Annotated in this window: 14 protein-coding genes and 3 pseudogenes; 8 read left to right on the forward strand and 9 right to left on the reverse strand. The window is 42.1% G+C overall.

All coding sequences use genetic code 11. The features are described from left to right. Positions 1-439: pseudogene (locus tag IM479_RS18915) on the reverse strand (ISKra4 family transposase); the annotation flags it as partial. A gap of 143 nt (positions 440-582) precedes the next feature. On the opposite strand from IM479_RS18915, the pseudogene IM479_RS18920 reads away from it, so the two are divergent. The 3 genes and pseudogenes from IM479_RS18920 to IM479_RS18930 all read left to right on the forward strand — a co-directional run. Then, a pseudogene (locus IM479_RS18920) lies at positions 583-1,417 on the forward strand (IS30 family transposase); the annotation flags it as partial. Positions 1,418-1,617: 200 nt separating this feature from the next. Further along, positions 1,618-3,153, forward strand: coding sequence for a bifunctional phosphoribosylaminoimidazolecarboxamide formyltransferase/IMP cyclohydrolase (gene purH, locus IM479_RS18925; RefSeq protein WP_287687384.1), 1,536 nt, complete (start codon positions 1,618-1,620; stop codon positions 3,151-3,153). Positions 3,154-3,780: 627 nt separating this feature from the next. Beyond that, positions 3,781-4,419 carry a hypothetical protein gene (locus tag IM479_RS18930; RefSeq protein ID WP_287687386.1) on the forward strand — a complete coding sequence of 213 codons (639 nt, stop codon included), beginning with the start codon at positions 3,781-3,783 and terminating at the stop codon, positions 4,417-4,419. A 486-nt stretch (positions 4,420-4,905) separates the two neighbouring features. Here IM479_RS18930 and IM479_RS18935 read toward each other — a convergent pair whose 3' ends face one another. From IM479_RS18935 to IM479_RS18955, 5 genes are all read right to left on the reverse strand, one after another. Next, a complete protein-coding gene (locus IM479_RS18935; protein WP_012268344.1) occupies positions 4,906-5,247 on the reverse strand; it encodes a type II toxin-antitoxin system PemK/MazF family toxin in 342 nt (113 codons plus the stop codon). After that, the gene (locus IM479_RS18940; RefSeq protein ID WP_002739747.1) at positions 5,247-5,492 is read right to left on the reverse strand and encodes a hypothetical protein; all 246 of its coding nucleotides are present in this window, start codon (positions 5,490-5,492) and stop codon (positions 5,247-5,249) included. The genes IM479_RS18935 and IM479_RS18940 overlap by 1 nt, the downstream gene beginning before the upstream one ends. A gap of 76 nt (positions 5,493-5,568) precedes the next feature. Continuing rightward, positions 5,569-6,831, reverse strand: coding sequence for an NAD(P)/FAD-dependent oxidoreductase (locus tag IM479_RS18945; protein ID WP_287687389.1), 1,263 nt, complete (start codon positions 6,829-6,831; stop codon positions 5,569-5,571). After that, a complete protein-coding gene (locus tag IM479_RS18950) occupies positions 6,828-7,787 on the reverse strand; it encodes a hypothetical protein (RefSeq protein ID WP_287687391.1) in 960 nt (319 codons plus the stop codon). Before IM479_RS18950 ends, IM479_RS18945 begins: the two co-directional genes overlap by 4 nt. After that, positions 7,787-9,247, reverse strand: a complete 1,461-nt coding sequence (locus IM479_RS18955) for an MBOAT family O-acyltransferase (protein WP_287687392.1) — start codon at positions 9,245-9,247, stop codon at positions 7,787-7,789. Before IM479_RS18955 ends, IM479_RS18950 begins: the two co-directional genes overlap by 1 nt. A 162-nt stretch (positions 9,248-9,409) precedes the next feature. On the opposite strand from IM479_RS18955, the gene IM479_RS18960 reads away from it, so the two are divergent. After that, positions 9,410-10,381, forward strand: a complete 972-nt coding sequence (locus tag IM479_RS18960) for an FkbM family methyltransferase (RefSeq protein WP_287687394.1) — start codon at positions 9,410-9,412, stop codon at positions 10,379-10,381. A gap of 119 nt (positions 10,382-10,500) precedes the next feature. On the opposite strand, the gene IM479_RS18965 is transcribed toward IM479_RS18960, so the two are convergent. Then, positions 10,501-10,926 carry a hypothetical protein gene (locus IM479_RS18965; protein ID WP_286826349.1) on the reverse strand — a complete coding sequence of 142 codons (426 nt, stop codon included), beginning with the start codon at positions 10,924-10,926 and terminating at the stop codon, positions 10,501-10,503. A gap of 234 nt (positions 10,927-11,160) precedes the next feature. Next, a complete protein-coding gene (gene galE / locus IM479_RS18970) occupies positions 11,161-12,159 on the reverse strand; it encodes a UDP-glucose 4-epimerase GalE (protein WP_287687396.1) in 999 nt (332 codons plus the stop codon). A gap of 69 nt (positions 12,160-12,228) precedes the next feature. Here galE and pap point away from each other — a divergent pair, with 69 nt between their 5' ends. From pap to purN, 4 genes are all read left to right on the forward strand, one after another. Further along, the gene (pap, locus tag IM479_RS18975) at positions 12,229-13,722 is read left to right on the forward strand and encodes a polyphosphate:AMP phosphotransferase (RefSeq protein WP_286827030.1); all 1,494 of its coding nucleotides are present in this window, start codon (positions 12,229-12,231) and stop codon (positions 13,720-13,722) included. 104 nt (positions 13,723-13,826) lie between these two features. Beyond that, positions 13,827-14,378, forward strand: coding sequence for a DUF6036 family nucleotidyltransferase (locus tag IM479_RS18980; RefSeq protein WP_286827029.1), 552 nt, complete (start codon positions 13,827-13,829; stop codon positions 14,376-14,378). Beyond that, positions 14,375-14,659 carry a hypothetical protein gene (locus tag IM479_RS18985; RefSeq protein ID WP_193957035.1) on the forward strand — a complete coding sequence of 95 codons (285 nt, stop codon included), beginning with the start codon at positions 14,375-14,377 and terminating at the stop codon, positions 14,657-14,659. Before IM479_RS18980 ends, IM479_RS18985 begins: the two co-directional genes overlap by 4 nt. Continuing rightward, positions 14,656-15,294 (forward strand): phosphoribosylglycinamide formyltransferase, encoded by a 639-nt coding sequence (gene purN, locus IM479_RS18990; RefSeq protein ID WP_286827028.1) that lies wholly within the window; start codon positions 14,656-14,658, stop codon positions 15,292-15,294. The genes IM479_RS18985 and purN overlap by 4 nt, the downstream gene beginning before the upstream one ends. Before the next feature lie 51 nt (positions 15,295-15,345). Here the strand turns inward: purN and IM479_RS18995 are convergent. Then, a pseudogene (locus tag IM479_RS18995) lies at positions 15,346-15,577 on the reverse strand (Uma2 family endonuclease); the annotation flags it as partial.

Here is a 15,577-nt window from a genome sequence, read left to right on the forward strand (position 1 = left end):
TAGACGGTAATTCTTCAAAATGATAGCGATGTACGAGGCGTTGTTGGGTACTGTGAGAAACAGCAATCCCTGTCAATGATTTGATTTTCTGCGCCGATTTCTCATCGGATTCATCGCCACTTAATAGCAAACAGTTCTTCTCTAACATTGGACTCATCTGAGTCCGAGGCTTTACTTCTAACTTCTTCGCTTGTTTTTCTGTAATTGGTAATTCCCCCAAAATACTTTTCACTTTTCTCGTCCGACCGGCGGTTTCTTCTGTGCTTGTTTTGATAAAAAAATACCGATTTCTGGGTTAACATACACCAATCATTAAATCTCTGACCGTCTCCTCTATTTCTCCCAAGTTATTAAATTTCTTAATTTGGGATTGCTCATAGAGACACGCTCCCAACTCTCGGGATAACTCTTGAATTCTTTTTTCATTTTCTGATAACATTGCATTATTCCTCCCATCGAGCTATATTCTGAATTGCCAGTTATAACTATTATAATCTCATTTCTCTTTGTGCTCAAGTTGAAGATGTTCTAGTTTTTGACGGCTATAAGCATTAATACTCATTGCATAAGTGAGATGCTCCCTATCTACCTGACACAGCACAAGCTCAAAGCGAGACGCGCCGAAAAAATGCCAAACAACCCTTTAAAAATGTCAGCAAGGCTACCTTAGAGTTGGTGAAAAAAGGATTAAAAGATTATCATAGCCCCGAACAAATAGTGGGTCGTCTGAAAAGAGCCAGTCAAGAATCTCTCAGTCACGAAACCATCTATCAAATGATCTATCAAAACTATCGAGACTGTGGAAAGTATCAAGAATACCTACGCGGCCAGACGAGGATAAAGAAAGAGTCGAAATGGAGCCAAAAGCAAGCTTGGAGGGATGACCGGGCGTGTAGATATCTGCGAGCGACCAGCAATTGCTGACCAGAAAACCGAAATCGGTCATTGGGAAAGTGACACAATGATTGGAGGAAATCATCTAGGAGTTCTCGTTACTCATGTGGACAAAGCCTCGAAATTTTTAGTAGCAGGATTAGCCAAAAACAAAACCGCATCGGAAATCAACCCTTGTCACCGAACAACTTTTCCAAGAGATTCCCCCTGACAAAAGAAAAACCTTTAATTGTGACAAGGTCAAAGAATTTTGTGGACATCAAGAGTCTCGTGAAGAAACTAGGAGCAGATTTTTATGAGTGCTACTCCTTATCATTCTTGGGAGAGGGGATTAAACGAGCATACCAAGGGACTGTTAAGACAATTCTTTCCCAAGGGAACGAATTTGAAAATTGTTAAGCCAGAGGAGGTAGAAAGAGCCGTAAACTTAATTAACAATCGTCCTCGAAAATGTCTTGACTATCGTACCCCGAATGAGGTATTCTATGAAGGTAGATCAGACAGTGATGCAATTCAGACTTGAATTGCCCCCCTGAAAAATCTTGTATTTTTTAACAAGTCAGACTAAATCTTTCCAGGAGGAGTTTAAAAATTCCCTTGGCATAAGTTGATATTTGAGAGACGAAAATATAGAAGCAGCTGATTATTTACTAACCTACTTTTTTTAATTTTTAACGGGTTAGGGCTGGGATATACTGAAATTGTTGCTTATAGATCACTACTATGGGACGTTTAGCGCTGATCAGCGTCACTGACAAAACCGGAATAGTTGACTTTGCCCGTCAGCTAACAGAAGAATTTGATTTTGAAATTATTAGCAGTGGAGGAACCGCAAAAACGCTCCAATCGGCGGGAATTCCCGTGATTAAAGTGGGAGAATATACAGGCTCTCCTGAAATCTTGGGCGGAAGGGTGAAAACTCTCCATCCTCGCATCCATGGCGGTATTTTGGCTAGACGGGATTGGGAGTCAGATTTAGCGGAAATGGAGGCTAATCAAATTCGTCCTTTTGATTTGGTGGTGGTTAATCTCTATCCCTTTGAACAGACGATCGCTAATCCTGATGTTACCACTGCTCAGGCGATCGAACAAATCGATATCGGTGGTCCGGCGATGTTACGCGCCGCAGCTAAAAATTTCGCCCATTTGACTGTCATCAGTAACCCGAAGTATTACGAGCAGTATTTAAGCCAATTACGGCAAAATAACGGCGAAATCTCCCGAGAATTCCGTCAAAAAATGGCGGGGGAAACCTTCGCTTTAACCAATGCCTACGATGGTGCGATCGCATCCTATTTCGCCAGCTTAAACGGGGAAACGACTCGCTTTAATTTGGCAGGAAATGCCCTGCAAACCCTCCGTTACGGCGAAAATCCCCACCAAAGTGCCAGTTGGTACGGCAGCGGTACAACGGCTCAAGGTTGGGCAAAAGCGACCTTATTACAGGGAAAAGAACTAAGTTATAACAATTTAGTCGATTTAGAAGCAGCCCGCCGTTTAATCGCCGAATTCGGACCAGAAGAACCTGCCGCCGCCATCCTGAAACACACTAATCCCTGTGGGGTGGCGATCGGTGGTAGTTTAGTGGAAGCTTATACTAAAGCTTTTAATGCCGATTCTACCTCCGCTTTTGGGGGTATTGTTGCCCTAAATCAAGCCATAGATGAAGCAACCGCTAAAGAATTAACGAAAACCTTCCTAGAATGCGTGGTTGCGCCCGATTGTAGCCCAGTCGCCCGGGATATCCTCGCTAAAAAGTCAAAAGTAAGGATTTTAACCCTACCAGATTTAAGTCAGGGGGAAAAACAAACGGTAAAAGTTATCGCCGGCGGTTTTCTAGTGCAAGCATCGGATGACGTGATAGAAACCCCGGACGAGTGGCGCGTGGTGACGGAAAAACAACCCACCCCCGCACAATTAGCGGAATTACTGTTTGCTTGGAAGGTATCTAAGCACGTTAAATCTAACGCTATTGTAGTGACCAAAAATCAAACTACTTTAGGTGTTGGTGCGGGGCAAATGAATCGCGTTGGTTCGGTAAAAATTGCCCTTGAACAAGCGGGAGAAGCAGCCAAAGGGGGCTATTTAGCTAGTGATGGTTTTTTCCCTTTTGATGATTCTGTTTGTACGGCGGCCCAGTTTGGTATCGAGGCAATTGTTCAACCGGGAGGTTCTTTAAAAGATCAGGATTCAATTAAAGCCGCTAATGAGTTAGGTTTAATTATGGTCTTAACAGGCATTCGTCATTTCTTGCATTAATACACAGTTAGGGTGTGTTGATGCTTAAATTAACGCACCCCAACAAGTTATTAATTATCGGTTAATTTCCCCTATTCAATAGTCTTAAATTTGCCAAAAGCGCGAGGATGTCCAGCTTTTTGGGAACAAAGAAAATAGCGCTATGTCTGGCTATTTATTCAGGTCATTTCCTGAAATGCTTTGGACAAAAATTGACCAGACTTGGCGATTAATGTTTCCTCTCCAACTATTAAAAGTGTCAAAATAATAGTGAAGTTTTGTGACAAAGTGCAGTCATATCTAAGGATCTTTGCTAGAACTCCAGGAGGATTCTGTGATAAGTCTCCTTAAAGGAGATTGTTTGCAGTAAACTAATCTGGCTAACACGCTTTTGGGCGTAATATAGGGAAAAGTTCTGGCGATTGCGCCTAAAATGCCGAAAGTTGACCTATATCGTTACTCTGGAGAGTTTTATGCGGAAAGTTTTCGTATAATCCCTAGTTATGCCGCTGAACTAAATGTAGGGACATAGTTAAGTGACTGTTTAGGTATATTAATGATTCAGTAGGCGAAAGCTTTTAGCTGATGTGGTTAAAGGTTAAATTGTGTAAGTATGAAGTATTTCAAAAGGAGAGTCTTCAACTGGCTATGTCTAAAAATTTCATAGAAAAGTTAATAGTATTGGTCATTGAGAAATTTATACTTGGTGGCATTGTTTTTTTTGCAGGCTATTGGGTAAATAGAAGATTCGAGATATTTAAAAATGAGACCAACGAAAAATATCGTCAGAGGCAATTAATTGCTGAGTTGGAAAATCAGCTTGCTATGTCTCGATACAATGCAGAACTTGAGTTTATAGAAAGACAGATTTCCGAGTTTTACTGGCCTATATATTTAAGACTAGAAAAAGACAATGTGATGTGGAAGCGAATAAAGTCTTTGAGTGCCGAAAAAAATACTTTACCTGAAGCCGCAAGCGAAGCCATAGAGAAAGATTTCATTCTTAAGAATCACCAAGAGATAGTTGAAATCATAGAGTCCAAAATTCATTTCGTAGGTGATTCTGCTAACAGTAAAGAATTGATCAATGAGTTTCTGAAGTATATCAAGCACGTTGAGGTTTATAAAACAATTCGTTCTATAAAAGAACTTCAGAGATTTAATCCAATTGATCTAAATGAGCCGTTTCCCGAAAAAATTTTCCCGTTAGTTGAAAATAACTTTCGAGAGTTGCAAAAAAAATATGAGAAGCTTAAAAAAGCTAAGTTTGGCGAGCTTAATAAATGAACTTAATTGCGCTGTCTAACTAGGGTTTGCTGAATAAATCTAAAAACCTTGTTGTATAAGACTTTTAGACTTTTTTACCCTCAAAAAGTGCCAGCCATTGGAATGATCGGGGTGAAAATTCAGGTACTTTTTCCCTGAAAATTAGGTGGTGCGATCGCCGATCTTGTAGGGTGCGTTCCCTAATCTGGATCCTACTGCTCCACCGATCGATTTTGGGGAACGCACCATGCAGATTGATTGAAACTGTGAGTTTAGTTGCGATGCCGAAGCCACTGGGTAGCACCCCTAGATGGGGTTGGAGGGATTGCTTTAGGGTAATGATTCGGTAGTAGTGCCGTAGCCCTCTTGCTTACCTGGTATGAATTGTGTAAAATATTTATTAATAAAAATAATTGGCTCGAATCAGTCTTGAAGGTGGCATTGGAACAGTGGAAGAATGCAAACTAAAACCTGGGCTTGGAGCGCAAATTGGTGAAACTATCTTCATTACAGTCCCATTAAGATTCTCAGTCTGTCTTCAACCAATGCCAGGGTTTCTGAGGATACAGTTCCCCATCGCTTCTCAAGTCGTTCTACTGAGATTGATCTTACGTCCTCGCACTTGATAAAACTTGGCATTTTCACTCCTCCCTCTGGAGGTTCCACTTTTATGTGGAAAGGGATTCCTTTGTCTTTAGAAGTTACTGGCAAAACAACAACTAAGCCAGATGCACCCTGATTAAACAGGTCTGCTGAAATCACTAAACATGGACGCTTACCAGCCTGTTCATGCCCCCTTACTGGATTAAGATCTGCTAGCCATATTTCTCCTCTGGTAATTTCTGCCACTACCCTTCTACTCCATCAGCGAGAGTTTGCTCCCATGTCTGCCTTTCAGAAATTTCCTCTTGCCATAAAGTCTCATTCTTCCTTAAGGCGGCGAAGGCTTCATTCGCTTGAACTAGAAAAACATATCTGCGATAATTTTCGATGGCTTTGTCTAATACTGTTGGGAGCGTATCCCCAGAGGAGTCAACGAGTGCTAACAGCGTTTTGTGAGCAGCCTCACTAATGCTAATTTTTAATTCAGGCATACTTTTCTCTCGTAGCTTGTGTAGGGCTATTGTAGCCAATTGTGTAAGGGCTAACAACCCGGTTGGAGCTGATTATTTATTCTCCCTTTTGCCTTTTGCCTCTCCTGATATGTAGCCTATACTCAACGGATTTAGTATTAGATAACACCTGTGAATCACGGAGTCGGAGAAGAATTTTTTTTGCCCAATGTCGAAACACTTTCAACTGATGGCGTTTGCTGGGTAAACGCAGAATATAGACAAAGCGACGCATTATATCGGCTAATTTACCACTAATATTAATGCCAAAACTGGAGACAAGGGCTGATTTTTTGCCCAAGGTTAACATATCTCCTAAATGCAGATAATAATAGGGTTGGGGCGATTTTTTTCTGATCACTGCCGAGATATTTTTGGCTACTACACTGGCTGCTTGATAGGCTGCTTGTGCTGTGGCAGGAATTACCTGTTTACTAGGATAAATTTCGGCTATATCCCCAACGGCAAAAACTTCAGGATAGTCGATTAATTGTAAACTGGAACGGGTTAATAATTTGCCTTGTGCTGTTTTCTGACAATCTAAATTATTGATCCAATCCTGTGCTTGGGTTCCTGCTGTCCACAATAATAAATCAATGGAGATGACTTCATTTGTATTATCTTTAAATACGGTTATGGAATTAGCTGCAACTTCCTTTAATCCTGTGTTTAAATAGAGATTAACATTCTTGGCTAAAAGGGAACGATAGGAAGCAACACGCACCGATTTAGGGAAGTTTTGCAGTATTTCCTCGTTCTTTTCCACTAGATGAACTTTGCCTTTTTTTCCTAAACGATCAGCCACCTTACAGGCTAATTCTACCCCATTAGGACCGCCGCCAATAATGGCTAAATTAATTGAGGATTTTCCTTGAGTTTCTAAGTCATGAATTGCCGTTTGTAATCTTTCCACATCCTCTAAACTCCGAAAAGTCAGCCCATAATCGGCTAATCCCAGTATAGCCGGCCAACGATTGCGAACTCCCACCGCTAAAACGAGGTTATCATAATCTATAACTTCCTCATTTTCTAAATATACTCGATGATTGTTTAAGTCAATATTACTGGCTTTTTGAGTTTTTAAATTAACCTGAGTTCCTGTTAATAATTGACGGTAGGAGGGGGCAATTTCCCAGCGTTGTAATTCTTCTGTAATTAGTTCATAGAGAAGGGGAGTAAAGAGAAAATGGTCTTTCGGTTCGACTAAAGTTATTTGCCATTGACCCGATTTTACTGCTGTTAATCGACTCAGATCGAGTGCCGTGTATAACCCTCCAAAACCCCCCCCCAGAATGCAAATCTTAGTTATAGGTTTATTCATGGATTTTTATTCTCAGTTGTGTTTAAGATGGGTTTCAGTTCCGAAACCAATTGTTCTGAACGAATAATTCTCCCTGGGGGCAAAAGATGATAGTGAGTGTCAGCAAAAATAGTAGAATCGGTCTTAATATTCAAGTCTTTTGGGTCATAAATTGTTGGCACAACCCGACTTAGTTCTTCAGCCGATTTGCGAATATTAGCAAGGGTTTTACTATCATTTTTAGCATAAACCCAGGGCAAAGAAACCACTAAAGTCGCCCCTTTTGCTTCTAAATCTTTCTTGAGCTTTTCAATCACTTTAATCGAGTGAGCAGAGGCAGGAGTATCAAAGGTCATTTGCCACCATTTCGCTTTTCTTTCCTTAACTATAGTCGGATCGCCTCTGTCAGTAATTGGATCGGAAAGATAACCCGTCATTCTGCCTTTGGTGAATAAATCAACCATCGATTTAGTGACGGCAGGCATCCCCGGAATACCTAATAACCAAGTATCCTCGATCATGGTTTTTAAAGGTATCCCACCTAACCCGGGTTTGCCAATAGCGACGCTAAAAGGTGCGGATCCCCAAAGTCCTTCGCCGCGATTAAAACCGTCCTCATCCATGAGCATGAGATATTCAGGAATCAGCAGAATTACGTCTCCTTGGCGCGCTTTTTCGAGAATCATAGCGGCAATGACATTTAACCCGATATCCCCCTGTAAACCGAAGTTAACCACGGGCATTCCCAATTCTTTGGCCATTAATTCCGAATTTATGGTATAATGCGCCCCCGATCCTGCCGTGACGATTAAACGCCGCGGTCCTTCGACCCTAGCTGCGATCGCTGATTTTTCCTCGTACATCATCCGCAACCAGCTTAATTCGCCACCGTAGATGACATTGTAAACAAAGCCGAGGGACCAAGCGACTCCCACAGAAGCTAACCATGGGAAAATGTTAAAGGATTTAGTATTCATCAGAATTCAAAGTAAATAAAGTCACCGGTATTAGTGGAAGCTAGGAGAATAGTTAAACCCAGCAATATTTTAGACAGCCAAGGGGATAACAATAGCTCATATTCAAATTTTTTCTGGGCAATAGCCAGATGTTCGAGGATTAAAACAATGATACCAAGAACTAAAGCAACGCTTAAAACTGCTCCTTGATTGAGACTATAGGAACTAAAAATTTCTCCGATATTAGCTAAGGAATAATTGAAAGGATTGGCGATTACCAACATTTTCCCGATTAATCTTCTGGTGTTAATCTCCATGAAAAAGAGACAACCAAAAATGACAGCCAATTGCGTTAAAGCCCAGGAGACAATTTGTGGCTGAGAAACGTATTTTCCGACGAAAGCATAGAAAGGTCGGCCTAGATAACGCAGTAATAATAATAATGCCCCGTGGTAAGCACCCCAAAGGATGAAATTCCAGGCCGCACCGTGCCAGAAACCAGAGAGAGTAAAGGTAATGAATAGATAAAAAGGCGCCCAATTTTTATTGGAACCCATCAGGGGTAAAAACACATAATCCCGAAACCAAGTGCTAAGGGTAATATGCCAACGTCGCCAAAATTCGTTAATACTTTGGGATGTGTAGGGTGCTAAAAAGTTTAATTCCAATCTAACCCCGACAAAATAGGCTAAACCAACAGCAATAAAGCTATAACCGCCGAAGTCAAAATAGATTCTCAGGCTGAATAAAAAGGCCTCAAACCAGATATACCAAGCATTGTCGATCATGTTATCTAATTTGATGTAGGGCGCAATGTTATCGGCGAGGACAAATTTCATAAATAAACCGAGGGAAAGCCAACGCAAACCCTTCTCGAAGTTTTCTCCTGTAAATTTGAGGCGAAATCCCTCCATTTGTGGTAATAAATCCCGGCGACGCTCGATCGGACCTGCGACAATTTGCGGGAAAAAGGAGATAAAATTGACATAATCGAGGACGGCTAGGGGTTTCTTTTTCTTTTCCCGTAGGGAGTCCACCACGAAAGCCACCATCTGGAAGGTATAGAAGGATACCCCCGGTGGGATTTGGCTAGGCACGGGAATCGGAGAAAGTTCCTTCCAGTTAGGGGGGAGAGAAACGAACAATCCGATGATTTCCTGCACAAAAAAGCCGAAATACTTGAAGTAGGCCAGGACAAGAATATCGATGACGATAACGATAGTAGCTAGGAGATTCGCTTTCCAGCCGCTCATTTTCAGCACTAGCCAGACCATAATGTAGTTAAAGGCTAGAGAAACGATGAAAACGAGGAAACTGGTGCGACTGGCGTAATAAAACAAGATTAGGGACAGCACCGCTAATCCCACCCCATCAAAAACACCTCGCCAGAGATTGAAGGACTTCGCTATATAGCGTGCCGTCAAGAAAGGAACGCTAAAAAGGATTAATATCCACCAAAATATAAAATCAGAGTAATTCAAGGCGTGTTAACTCCTGATGGTCTGTGTTACCTTGTTTGAGATGGGTTTCCTGACTTCTGATGCTCAGAGACGAGGGATTTTCTTGACAAGTCTATCAAACTTTGTCAGACTTGTCCATAAAATTACCTTCATCCATCCTAAAAAATCGAGGCTAGACAAGCAATGCTTTACCAAAAACTGTTAGATGTACATAAACGCTATCGGCAATTTAAGACTTACCCCCATATCACCGATGAATATTGGTCTAGTCAGTTGGCAGAGCATAATATTAATCCCAATTATGTAGAATATGATACTAAGTCTGGTCAACTTTTTTACAAACCATTAGGGCTCAGTTTAAGCAAAAATAAGCAGGATTTCCTCTTGGGTAGCAAAGTTTTTAACAAAGCTAACGCACTAAAAGCTCTAGCTGATTGTAAATTTTATATCGATGAGCAACAGGAATTAATTATCGAGATCGATGGAGTTAAGTTAATTATCGAGACGGGACAGGATTTAGATATCGTCCATGAAATTTTTCTTTTAGGTGTATATAATTTCCTCTATGATAAGCCCTGTGTAGCGATCGATATTGGTATGAATACGGGTTTTGCTAGTCTCTTTTTTGCCAATCGAGCTAATGTAAAAGCTGTCTATAGTTACGAACCTTTTAAGGCTACCTACGACCAAGCTTTAAGAAATTTTGCCCTCAATCCTAATCTAGCGGAGAAGATTAAAGCTTTTGATTATGGAGTCGGCGCTCGGGATGAAATTATTCAAGTAGAATATGATTATGCTGTCAAAGGGAGTGTCGGAATTACGGGAATTGACGAGCAATTAAAACCTTTTGCCTCGAAACAAACCGCTACAGCCAATTTAATTCTTAAACCTTTCACCGATGTGTTTAAAGGTATTACCTCTGATTATCCCGACATCGATATAGTTGCCAAGATTGATTGTGAAGGTTCCGAATACGAAATCCTCGATTCTTTAGCGGCAACTGGTCAATTGGGACAGATGAAAATTATCATGATGGAATGGCATAAAAAGGGTCCCGATGCTTTAGTTAAGCATCTGCAAGAATTCGGTTTTATCATCTTCTCCCGGATGCCTCGCAGTAAAAATGTCGGCACTTTGTATGCGATTAAACCCTAAAGTATAGGAGTGAGGTGATGGGGAGATAGGGCAATGGGGAAATGGGGAAATTTTAACTAATACCCCAAAACCCCAATACCTTCTAACTGATAACTGATAACTGATAACTGATAACTGCTTTACTGTGCTTGACAATAGGTATTAAAAGCTTCGCCAGTTTCTTTTTCTAATTGTCCGGCCTTTCTTACCTTTTCCTGTGCTAATTTTGCCCCGTTTTTATCGCGAGTTTCGATAACTTGAATTATCTCACGAGTGGCCGTGGCATAATCTTCGTAAACTTGAGCGAAAGCAGTCTTATATTTATCGAGTTCGGTATCCTTCAGGGCTAATTTTTTCATATTTTCTGCGGCCTGTTCGATTTTATCGGCGGCTAATAGCCAACTTTTTTGGTCAATTTCTCTCCCTTGACCGTTGGTTAAGGATTTGGTTTCTTGGGCTACTTCGTTGGCAATCCGATAGATTTTTTGACATTGAAACTGTTTACTATCAGCACAACTTGCTAAAAAAGTCAAGCCTATAAATGTTAAGATTATTTTGTTATTCATAGCAAGGTATTCGAGAGGATTCTAGAGAAGCTTATAGCAGTAAACTATCAGCCTCTAAGTAGGGAGGCACAATTATTTGTAGGATGTGTTAGCCCACTTCGTAAACTATGCGGGCGTTGGGTTTCTACGTTGATCTTATATTTAATTCCACCCACCTACTTAGTAGTTTTTTACTGTTATCGACTGATAGAACTGTTCAATCTTATAAGATTAAAGTTTAGCACTCGATCGCTGTTAAGCGTGTCTTTTTTGATGCCAATTCCAGGCGTGTTCAACTATTACCTTGAGATCGGCATATTGGGGATGCCAACCGAGAACCTGTTTGGCTTTATCGCTACTGCCGATTAAAATAGGGGCATCGCCTGCCCTTCTGGGACTTTCGATTACGGGAATACCTAAACCAGTTACCGCTCGCGCTGTTTCAATCACTTCGCGCACAGAAAAACCGTTACCATTGCCCAAATTAAACACATTACTTTCGCCCCCATTTAAGAGATATTCTAAGCCTAAAACGTGAGCTTGGGCTAAATCATTAACATGGATATAATCGCGAACAGCAGTGCCATCGGGAGTATCATAATCCGTGCCGAAAATTGACAGGGAATCACGTTTTTTCAGGGCAGTTAATAAAGCCAGGGGAATTAAATGGGTTTCCGGTTGGTGATCTTCCCCTAATAAACCACTGGGGTCGGCTCCTGAAGCATTAAAATAACGGAAAGCCACCGATTTTAAACCGTAGGCCGGATCAAAATCCCGAAGAATTTGTTCCACCATTTCCTTACTGGCAGCGTAGGGACTGAGGGGATGATGGGGATGATTTTCCGTCATGGGAATTTCCTTGGGCATTCCATAAATAGCACAGGTGGAAGAAAAAACAAATTTCTTCACATCGGCGGCGATCATCGCTTGCAAAAGAGTCAGACTACCACTAACATTATTTTGATAGTAAATAGCCGGTTGCTGCACCGATTCTCCCACCGCAATAAAAGCGGCAAAGTGCATGACGGCGGCAATATTGCGACTAGCGAATAAATTATCGAGCAGCGATCGATCCCTAGTATCACCGACAATTAACTCAACTTTTAATATATCCTTAATGATTTCGGCGTGACCGTAGGATAAATTATCGAGTACGATGACGGAATAACTGGCATTTTTGAGCGCTAGAACCGCATGGGAACCAATATAACCCGCACCGCCAGTAACGAGAATGGTAGGTTTAACTTGAGACACGCGATCATACCTATTTGAAATTGACTTGTCTATAACTTTATACCCTAATTTTCCTTTTAGTTGACCATCATGTTAAGTCCCCTCGATCTATCTCTTTCCCTTGACAAAGAAACTTATCAATCACAAATTAAAGATTTAATGGAACAACTGCGATCGCTACAGCAGTCCTGTTGGGAGTGTAAATTACCCGTGGTGGTGGTTTTGGAAGGTTGGGCAGCGGCAGGGAAGGGAACTTTAGTCAAAAAAATGGTTAACTATATGGATCCTCGCGGTTTTACCGTCCATCCCATTTTAACCCCTTCCTCCCAAGAGGAAAGTTACCCGTTTTTGTGGAGATTTTGGCAAAAACTGCCAGCAAAAGGCAGTATCGGCATTTTTTATCACAGTTGGTACACTCATCTACTAGAGGATCGACTCTTGAACAAATTGCCCTCCTCCCAGATTCCCCTAGTCATGCGCGATATCAACACCTTTGAGCGACAATTATTTGATGATGGGGTCGCAATCGCTAAATTCTGGATTCACCTTAGTCAAAAGGAATTAAAGTCACGCATCAAAGAATACGCCGAAAATGAGCTAGAATCTTGGCGCGTGCGTCCGGAAGATTGGCAACAGGCCAAACGTTATGATGAGTATGCCAGTTTAGCCGAGGAAATGATTACCTACACTAGCACGGGGGCCGCCCCTTGGACATTGGTGGAGGGCAACTGTCAACGTTGGGCCCGGGTAAAAGTTCTCTCCCAATTAGTTGGTACGATCGCTCAAGCTTTGGATCAGCGCCAATTACCGATCGAACCTCCTGCCAATCTACCACCCCAAGCCCGATTACTGCCCACGGAACCCGATTATCTGGCGAGAGTAGATTTAAGTGCCAAACTAGAGAAAGAAGACTATAAAATCCGTTTGCGTGAGGCACAGGTAGAATTAAGAAAACTGCAATTAAAGATTTTTCAGGCAAATATCCCCGTTTTAGTCCTGTTTGAGGGTTGGGATGCCGCTGGCAAAGGTGGGGCAATCAAACGCTTAACCGATACCCTCGATCCTCGCAGTTACCAAGTTATTCCCTTTGCTGCCCCGACGGAGGAAGAACACCGCTATCATTATCTCTGGCGCTTCTGGCGGAAATTGCCCGCGGCCAAAACTATCGGTATATTCGATCGCAGTTGGTATGGACGGGTTTTAGTGGAGAGAGTGGAAGGATTCGCTAAAGATATGGAGTGGCGACGATCCTATCAAGAAATTAACGAGTTTGAGGCGCAATTAACCCATTCTGGCTGTGTTTTAGTCAAATTCTGGTTACATATTAGCCCGGAAGAACAGTTAAATCGTTTCGAGGAACGCCAAAATAACCCCTATCGCCAACATAAACTCACCGATGAAGATTGGCGCAATCGAGAAAAACAGCCCCTCTACCATGTGGCAGTTAATCACATGGTAGCCCGTACTAGCACCCCCGTCGCCCCCTGGACGATTGTGGCGGCAAATGATAAGTATTTCGCCCGTGTTAAAGTCCTCGATACAGTAATTGCCGCTATTGAAACCGGATTGAAACAACGCGAATAGGGCAGATAGGGGGATGGGGATTTTTTCGATTCAGTTGTAGAATTTACTTTTGAGTAGGCACTAAACTAAACTGGTAACTTGAGGCAGATAATCACGGCCAAAAAATGCGTGCAAACGTTGACGCTCAGAAGTTAGAACGCCTAATGCAAATCTTAGGTAAAGAAGCTCAGGGTTCAGGCACTATCTACTTTACAGGTGGAGCGAGTGCCTTACTGGTGGGATGGCGCAATTCCACAGTCGATGTGGATATCCGTCTAGATCCCGAACCACCGGGCATTTTTCCAGCGATCGCCAAGCTGAAAAAAGAATTGAACATCAACATTGAACTGGCATCTCCGCAGGATTTTCTGCCCCCTATTCCGGGATGGCGCGAGCGAAGCGTATTTATTGGCAAACGAGGTCAAATTTCTTTCTATCACTATGATTTTACAGCCCAAGCTCTTTCTAAACTATCGAGAGGATTTGACCGTGACTTGAAAGATATTGAAGCTATGTACGAACACAAATTATTCTCTTTGAATGAGCTAGGGGAATGCTTTGAAGCGATTGCACCGGAACTAATCCGATTCCCCTCCCTTAACCCTGATGTGCTGAGAAGCAGAGTCGAGAACTTCATGGCACGTTTTCAAGATAAACCACAGCAGGAGCAATCATGAATCTCAATGAGTTGCCAGGAGCCGAGATCATCTTACCCGGACTGAGGGATCTTCACAATGGTGAGTCCAATACTATTGGGGCGTTGCTAGTTGCGATCGCATCGACCCGCCTAACGGAAGTCGGTTTCGATATCCCCAAAAATCACCTAGCTTCAGAGCCAGAGCTAACCTTGTATGCTTATCTCCAAGAGGAACGGGATGATGCTTATTCTTACTATAATGCTTTGCTGAATCGCCTCAATAGCTTTTGCAATGCACTCGAACTCGGTTATAAAATATGATGACAATTTCCCCAAGTTTAATTTCTCCCGATCTTAGTTTGGCCGATATTCCCCTAGAGGAAACCCTCTCTTTAGGAGTGATGGCTTCTGGTAGTGGTTCCAATTTTGCTGTTTTGGCAGCAGCGATCGCCAAAAAACAGCTAAATGCCGAGATTTCTGTCCTCATCTACAATAATCCCGATGCCAAGGTAAAAGAAAGAGCCGATGACTACAATATCCCCGCAGTTTTCCTCGATCATCGTCAATTTAAACCCAGAGAAGAACTCGATCGAGCTATAGTCAAAACTTTCCAAGAATACGGCGTAAAATGGGTAATTATGGCGGGCTGGATGCGAATTGTCGCCCCGGTTTTACTAGATGCTTTTCCCGATCGCGTGATCAATATCCATCCTAGTTTACTACCCAGTTTTAAAGGTGTGCGTGCCGTGGAACAAGCTTTAGCTGCGGGGGTAAAAGTGACCGGATGTACTGTGCATATCGCTCGCGCAGAGGTAGATAGTGGCCCAATTTTAATGCAAGCAGTGGTTCCCATTCTCCCCGATGATACCGCCGCCAGTCTCCACGAACGCATTCAAGTGCAAGAACATCGCATTTTCCCAGTAGCGATCGCTTTAGCGGCGAAATTAGGCCTGTAGAGACAGATTTCTGGACTTCCTTGCCGAGAATACTGGCAAAAAAACGAAAATTCAAGGCAAATCGTTAAATATCACTCCTTGATAAATTTCCTGAAAACTGAGATCAAAATTGACAGAAGTTAAAGATAAACTAGCATTTTCTCCCTCGTATTCCGTTAATAACCATTTATTTTCTTCAGTTTTGTTATACTGCATGACATAGGGACGACTTTGACTGATCAGAATATATTCTTGAAATTCCGGCAGCGAACGATAATAGAGAAATTTATCGCCCTGGTCATAA

The organism is Microcystis sp. M165S2 (assembly GCF_020245885.1).
Lineage (GTDB): Bacteria > Cyanobacteriota > Cyanobacteriia > Cyanobacteriales > Microcystaceae > Microcystis.